Source organism: Streptomyces sp. NPDC007095 (assembly GCF_040634475.1).
Classification (GTDB): Bacteria; Actinomycetota; Actinomycetes; order Streptomycetales; family Streptomycetaceae; genus Streptomyces.
Genome location: NZ_JBEYFS010000379.1, coordinates 1 through 6681, shown reverse-complemented (window position 1 = coordinate 6681; position 6681 = coordinate 1). Strand labels below are relative to the sequence as shown.

7 protein-coding genes and 1 pseudogene are annotated in these 6681 nt (G+C 68.0%); 5 read left to right on the top strand and 3 right to left on the bottom strand.

The annotated features are described in order from the left end of the window. Positions 1-204: 204 nt before the first annotated feature. The 4 genes from ABZ656_RS55285 to ABZ656_RS55270 all read left to right on the top strand — a co-directional run bounded on the left by ABZ656_RS55285 (position 205) and on the right by ABZ656_RS55270 (position 3643). Positions 205-417 carry a hypothetical protein gene (locus ABZ656_RS55285; protein WP_360279944.1) on the top strand — a complete coding sequence of 71 codons (213 nt, stop codon included), beginning with the start codon at positions 205-207 and terminating at the stop codon, positions 415-417. A 260-nt stretch (positions 418-677) separates the two neighbouring features. After that, on the top strand, positions 678-932 hold the full coding sequence (locus tag ABZ656_RS55280) for a hypothetical protein (protein WP_101401806.1): 255 nt from the start codon (positions 678-680) through the stop codon (positions 930-932). Between the two features lie 64 nt (positions 933-996). Further along, positions 997-1752 (top strand): alpha/beta hydrolase, encoded by a 756-nt coding sequence (locus ABZ656_RS55275; RefSeq protein ID WP_101401807.1) that lies wholly within the window; start codon positions 997-999, stop codon positions 1750-1752. Positions 1753-2482: 730 nt separating this feature from the next. Beyond that, a complete protein-coding gene (locus ABZ656_RS55270; protein ID WP_360279939.1) occupies positions 2483-3643 on the top strand; it encodes an MFS transporter in 1161 nt (386 codons plus the stop codon). Between the two features lie 85 nt (positions 3644-3728). Here the strand turns inward: ABZ656_RS55270 and ABZ656_RS55265 are convergent, their stop codons facing one another. Together ABZ656_RS55265 and ABZ656_RS55260 are read right to left on the bottom strand one after the other, a co-directional pair. Further along, positions 3729-3851 (bottom strand): hypothetical protein, encoded by a 123-nt coding sequence (locus ABZ656_RS55265; protein ID WP_360279936.1) that lies wholly within the window; start codon positions 3849-3851, stop codon positions 3729-3731. Positions 3852-3907: 56 nt separating this feature from the next. Beyond that, positions 3908-5008, bottom strand: a pseudogene (locus ABZ656_RS55260) (IS110 family transposase); the annotation flags it as partial. Between the two features lie 59 nt (positions 5009-5067). On the opposite strand from ABZ656_RS55260, the gene ABZ656_RS55255 reads away from it, so the two are divergent. Next, the gene (locus ABZ656_RS55255) at positions 5068-5715 is read left to right on the top strand and encodes a transposase family protein (protein ID WP_360279933.1); all 648 of its coding nucleotides are present in this window, start codon (positions 5068-5070) and stop codon (positions 5713-5715) included. Between the two features lie 178 nt (positions 5716-5893). Here the strand turns inward: ABZ656_RS55255 and ABZ656_RS55250 are convergent. Continuing rightward, on the bottom strand, positions 5894-6681 hold a 788-nt coding region (locus ABZ656_RS55250), incomplete at its 5' end, for an acetamidase/formamidase family protein (protein WP_360279930.1).

Here is a 6681-nt window from a genome sequence, read left to right as displayed (position 1 = left end):
CACAACGCCCGCAACGCAGACCGCCCACTCGCCCTGCTCGGGCTCAAGTGATTACGAAACGGACGCCCGCCGACTACGCCGAAGCCCTGGGACCGGCTCCCTGATCTTCTTGTCGACGAGGTCGTCTTCCGCGACCCGGCGAACTTCGAGCCGCACCATGGCAAGGCAAGAATGGCTGCGGTCCTCCCGACCGTCTTCAGCATCATGCAGGACTTCAAGTTCCTGCGGCACTTCGGAAGAGAGACCGGCTACGTCGTGGAGTTCAGCGCACGCGTCGGAGACGCAAACGTGTTCGGTGTCGACCTGATCGAGTTCGACAGCGAAGGAAAGATCACCGACTTCATGGTGATGATGCGCCCCGCCAGCGCGGCTCTCGCTCAAGCATCCGAAGTGGCCAAGCGCCTGTCCGCCAGCTGACCAAGAGCAATACATCGAAAGGACCGGCGGTCTCCTGCCCGGGGCAGCTCTTCGCCGACGGCAGTCGGACTGATCACGCACAGACTGTTCGGCGTGGTCGGCCTGGCACTCCCGTCGGCGATATGGGCGCCGGCTCCTCGATGACCAACGGCGCCCGCCAGATCTGTACGGTCCCCGGCGCCGCGGCGCTCGTCGCGATCCATGGCGGAACCCCCGCCCATTCCCTACAACCCAACCCACGACTACCAAGGACTATCGACATGGATTTCCTCATCACCGCGGGCGCATTCAAGAAAGCGGGGGCCGAGGCCTACCGTGCGGAGGAGGACCGAGTAGTCGACGAGCTGCGCGCCGAAGGCGTCCTGTCGGCGGCCTACCGAAGGACCGACGGCGCCGGCGTGTTCGGCATCGCGCACGGTACCGATCTCGCGTCGGTGAAGGCAGAGCTGGCACGCCTGCCGTTCGTCGCCCACGGCTTCATGGAGTTCGAGTTCGTCGAGGTGGTGCCGCTGTGAGCCGGTGCCTCACCTCCGCCGTCCCGGACCGCGATGCCTCGGCCGGCCTGCCGAAGGAGGGCGCATGACGATCGCGCTGGTGCATGGCGTCCCCGAGACCTCGGCAGTATGGGACCTACTGGTCGACGAACTCGTCGCACTCGGCCACGACGAGCCGCTGCGCTTGTCGCCGCCGGGGTTCGGTGCGCCGGTTCCCGACGGCTGGGCCGCCACGGTCCACGACTACGAGGCGTGGCTCGTCGGCGAACTCGAAGCCATCGGCCGCCCAGTCGATCTCGTCGGCCACGACTGGGGCGGCGGCCACGTCTTGAACGTCGCGATGGCACGCCCGGACCTCGTCCGCAGTTGGGCAGCGGACACGGTCGGGGTGCTCGACGAGGACTATGAATGGGAGGACCTCGCCCAGCAGTGGCAGACGCCGGGCCTGGGTGAGGAGGTGATCGCGGCGATGACCGCGCAGCCTGCCGAGGAGCGGGCCGCATTCCTTGCCGCCGGCGGAATGCACCCGGTGATCGCCGAGCGCATCGCCCCGCGAATCGACGAGACGATGGGCGCGTGCATTCTGCGCCTCTACCGTTCGGCGGCCCAGCCGGTCATGGCCGAACGGGGTAAGAGCCTGGAGGCTGCTGCCGCCCGTCCCGGCCTGGCGATCCTGCCGACCGAAGATCGCGGTGTCGGTACCGCCGAGCAGACCCGGCGCACGGCCGCCCGCGCCGGGGCGCCGGTCGAGGTCTTGGCTGGACTGGGCCACTGGTGGATGACCGAGGATCCCCGCCGCGCGGCGTCGCTGCTCAGCTCGTTCTGGTCGTCGGTGCCGTAGAAACAACTGTTGGTTCTGAGGAGGCCGGTTAAGCGAGCACCGAGCTGCTCGCTTAACCATCCACATTCTGCCGATTCGGATTGTTCGAAACGGCAAATGAGCGAGAGCTCGAAGCGGAAGGTACGGTGACATCGCTCCCCGGCAATTCTATGTTCTCGCGGAATGGGAATCCGAAGAGGTCTTCAAGAGCTTCGCGGACAATGCGGCCCTGACTGGGGTGCATTCGGATCGGGAGAGCGCAACATCGTCCACCATCCACCACTTGTTCGACGGTGTCGATCTGACCGACCCGGCCTTTCGGTTCGGCGATCTACTTCCGTTGCTCAGGCCTTGAGTGCCCCGCGGCCGCAGGTGCAGGTAAGCGCTTGGGGCGGCTGTGTCGTGGCGAATCGATGCCCATGGGTTCCTCACCGTCACGTTCAGTTTGTACTCGCGGATCTAAGGGTGTGCAGATGGTAGAGCCTGAAAGCGATATGTTCTCCGCTCAGCAGACGGAGTATCGACTGGTCGATCACCGAATTTGTTCGATATACGGCTGTCATGACAGCCGGACTCCGCCCCGGGCGGAAAGTCCTGCGATCGAGATGCCTCGGCAGGGGGCGGTCGCCCCAACACTTGTCCATGCATTGGGTACTCCAGGCTCGCGAGTCGCGCCTACCGGCAGTTCGTCTGGTCACTCGGCTCGGGGGACTCGGTGAACCCCCGGGTCCAACGCGGCGCAATCGCCGCTGTGCAGGTTCTCGCGCTCGCGGTCTGGTTCTCCGTGTCGGCGGTGGTCCCCACACTGCGCCAGGAGTGGGGGATCTCGTCGACCGCGGCTGTCTGGCTCACGGGCTCGGTGCAGTTGGGGTTCGTCGTCGGTGCTGTGGGTTCGGCCGCACTCAACCTGCCCGACCGGATCCGGCCGCATCTGGTGCTCGCAGCCAGCGCCGCAGCCGCCGCCCTGTGCACGCTTCTGTTCGCGCTGGTCGTGTCCAACATGGCCGGCGCCATCGGGTTGCGGTTCCTCACGGGAGTCTTCCTGGCGGGCGTCTACCCCGTCGGCATCAAACTCATGGCTTCGTGGTCGGCGAGCTCCGCTAGGGGCCGGGCCGTAGGGATCCTGGTCGCGGCGCTCACTCTCGGTTCGGCGCTCCCCCATCTGATCAGTGGGATTGCCGGTCTGCCGTGGCGAGCCGTCCTCTTGGCCGCAGCCGGGATCGGGCTGCTAGGCGCCTTGATGGCGTTGGCGCTGGTCCGGCCAGGGCCTTACCTGAGCACCTCCGCCCACACCCGCCACCCCCAGTACGCCGTGACGATGTTCCGAGAACGCGGCCCGCGGCTGACCAACCTTGGCTACTTCGGGCACATGTGGGAACTGTATGCCCTCTGGACCTGGCTTCCGGCGTTCCTTCTCGCTGCCCCAAGCGGGCCCGAACGTCCGGCTTCGGCCGAGATCACCATGTTCCTCACCATGGGTGTCGCCGGAGTGATCGGATGCCTGCTCGGCGGCTGGGGGGCCGACCGCTTCGGTCGACCCCCGACCGCCGTCGCCGCCCTCGCCGTCAGCGGACTGTGCTGCTTGCTCTCACCGCTGGCGTTCCGCGCCGGCCCGACGGTCCTCTTTGTTTTCTGTGCGATCTGGGGTGCTGCCGTCATCGCTGACTCCGGGGTCTTCTCCACCTTGCTGTCCGAGGTCGCCGATACGCGCTTCGTAGGCACGGCCCTCACCGCCCAGACTGCGATCGGCTTCGGCCTCACCACCGTGAGCATCCAACTCGTTCCGGTTCTGTCCGAGACAGCCGGCTGGCAGTACAGCTTCCTGCTTCTTGCCCCCGGTCCCGCTCTCGGGGCGCTTGCCATGCGTGCGATCAGCCCGCGGACCGCCGCCGCAACGACGGCGTCCACATGACGGAGCATGGCACTGTCACGTTGTTGGGTGTGTGGAGATCTGGCGGCGTGTCAGGGTGTGGTGTTGCTGGGTTCCGGGCCTTTGGTCAGTCCGTGGTGGGTCGGCCGGCAGCGCCGGTGATCTGGTCCCAGACGGCGAAGCGGATGGTCAGGACTCGGCGCAGGGCAGAGGGCAATTCGCCCAGCTCACTCAGAGCGTGGCTGGTCATGACCGTCAGTTTGCCATCAGTTGGCAGTCTCGTGGGGGGTGCCTCTATGTCTTTCGTCAAGCGAGGCGTGGGGTTCGGGGTTCGTAGAAGGTGCCGTCGCGGAGCATCGCGAACAGGACGTTGATCCGTTGTCTGGCCAGGCGAAGAAGTGCCTGCGTGTGGGTCTTGCCGCGGGCTCGGCATCGGTCGTAGTAGGTGCGGGAGGCGGGATCGTGCAGGGCGGCGAACGCGGACAGGAACATCGCGCGTTTGAGCTGCCGGTTGCCGCCTCGGGGTGCGTGTTCGCCGTGGATTGAGGTCCCCGAGGACTTCGTGGTCCGGGCGAGGCCGGCGTAGGAGGCCAGGTGAGCGGCGGTGGGGAAGCTGGTGCCGTCTCCGACGGTGACCAGCAATGCGGCGGCGGTCCTGACGCCGACGCCGGGCAGCGACGTCAGGACCTTGGAAAGAGGCTGGTCCTCCAGCAGGGCTGTGATCTGGGCTTCTGCCGCCCGCCTTTGTTCATGAACGGCGCCGAGCGAGCGGGCCAGCGACGGGATCACGTCGTCCAGGGTGCCGGTGCCCGGGACCACGACGGTCTGCTCGTCGAGCGCCTCGAAGACATCGTCGATCAGCCGCTTCGCCATGCGCGGGGCCTTGGGTCGGACCACCTCAACCAGCCTGCGGCGTCCGGCTTTTCGCAGTGCGGCTGGGGATCCATAGCGTTCCAGCAGCCAGGTGGCCGCCTGGTGATCCAGACGCGGGCCCAGGACCCGTTCCAGGGACGGGTGGAACTGGGTGAGCAGACCCCGGATCCGGTTGCTGGTGCGCGTGGCCTCGGCCGCCAGGTCCTGGTCGAAGCCGACGAGGACGGTGAGCTCGGCGGTGATCTCGTCGGTCAGCTCCAGCGAGCGCAGGGTGTGCGGCATGGTGCGGGCGGCGTCCGCGATGACGGCCGCGTCGCGGGCATCGGTCTTCGCTTCGCCCGGGTAGAGGTCAGCGATCCGCCGCATCGACAGGCCCGGCAGATAGGCGACCTGGCAGCCTGTGTCGCGGGCCACCGTCAGCGGCAGAGCGCCGATCGAGGCCGGCTGGTCCACGACGACCAGGACGGTGCCGAACTTCTCGCGGAGCTTGTCGAAGACCTGCCTCAGCTTCGGTTCGGTGTTGGGCAGCTGTTTCCACTATCGGCCGCGCGATCAGCGAAATCCGCCTGCTGCTGGCCGAGCGCGGGTTCGCCGTGCCCGACCGACCCGGCCTCCGGCTGCGCACGCTGGAGGACGTATTCGCCTACGCCGCAGCCGAGAACGTGACCCTCAGGATCGACGGCACCGAGACCCAGGTACGCCGTCCCAAGGCGCAGCGCCCCGGTCGGCTGGCCTTCGTCTCCGGCAAGCGCAAGCAGAACACAATCAAGACCACGACAATCAGCGACCACCAGGGCCGTACCCTCTGGTCCGGCGCCATGCGGCCCGGTCGGATGCACGACCAGACCGCGATCCGTACCGAGGGGATCGCCGAGCAGTTCCGGCTGCACCCAACAGTCAGGGCCGAGGTCGACGAGGGCTACCGGGGCCTGGCCAACGAGTTTCCCAACCAGGTCAGCGCACCGCCGAGGGAACCGAATGACATCGACAACGCACCACTGACCGAGCGGTACGGATGGCGTGAGATGCGTCGCCGCCAGTCGTCCCGCCGGATCTGCGTCGAGCACGCCAATGCCGAACACCGGCAATGGCAACCCCTACAGCGGTACACCGGCCGGCGCGAGGAGTACGGGGAGATTCACCGGGCCGTAGCCGGCCTGGTCTCCGACCGCGCCGCCAAGCGGGCCACCCGACACAAGCCCAGCACCGAACTCGTCCTCGCCCGCTCGATGGCCTGCTGAATCAGCCACCAGCCGAACCCCAGGCCAGCACGCCCCAACATCAATCGCGGGTCGGCCCGTTACCGGTAGCAATGGTCTGCCCTCATGGATGTGCCCAGCGACGTGATCGCGGCCATGCGCCCGCCCGCCGGTTGGTTCGTCCTTGTCGGCCCGTGGTCAGCCCTCGGACGACAACGGCTCAGCACATCAGGTCCGCCTTGGAGATGCGGCCGTGGACGCCCTTGACGATGTCGACCACCTGGGAGACGTGGAAGTCGGCGGCCGCGCTGAGGTAGGCCAGGCCGACGGGGCCGGGGACGGCGAACCGGTGAGTGAGAAGGGTGAGTGCGTCGCGTACGGCGTTGCGCAGGGCCTCGTCGAGGTCGCGGTCGAGGCCCAGCACGATGTGCTCGGACGGCGTTTCCGCGAACGGTGCGCGCAGCCGGGCGGCCAGAGAGCGGGTGGCCGGGTCCGTGTGGAGCGTGAGGCGGAGGGTGGCGCGCAGGGGGGCCTCGAAGGCGGTGAGGGCGACTTCGCCGTCGCCCTGGGAGAAGTGCGGGTCGCCGACGTAGAAGAGGGCCCGGGGGACCTGGACGGGGAGGAAGAGCCGGGCGCCGGTGCCGAGGTGGCGGACGTCGATGTTCCCGCCGTGCGGGCCGGGCGGGACGGAGTGGACGGGGGATTCGGTGGCCGGGGCGACGCCCATGATGCCGAGGAAGGGGCGGAGGGGGAAGCCGAGTTGGCGGCCGTCACCGACCGGGAGCCGGCCCCGGCCGTCGTCTCCGACGGTCGCGATGATGCTGGCCGGCTCGCCCTGGGGGGTCTGCGGATATTCGCCGGGGAGCGCGCCCTTGCCGTGCCGGTTGCTGATCACCCCGTAGGGAGCGCGGCGGAGCAGGGTCAGGACTTCGACCTCCAGCACGTCACCGGGCCGTGCGTCGTGCAGTGCCACGGGTCCGGTGACGACGTGCGGGCCGTGTGTCTGCG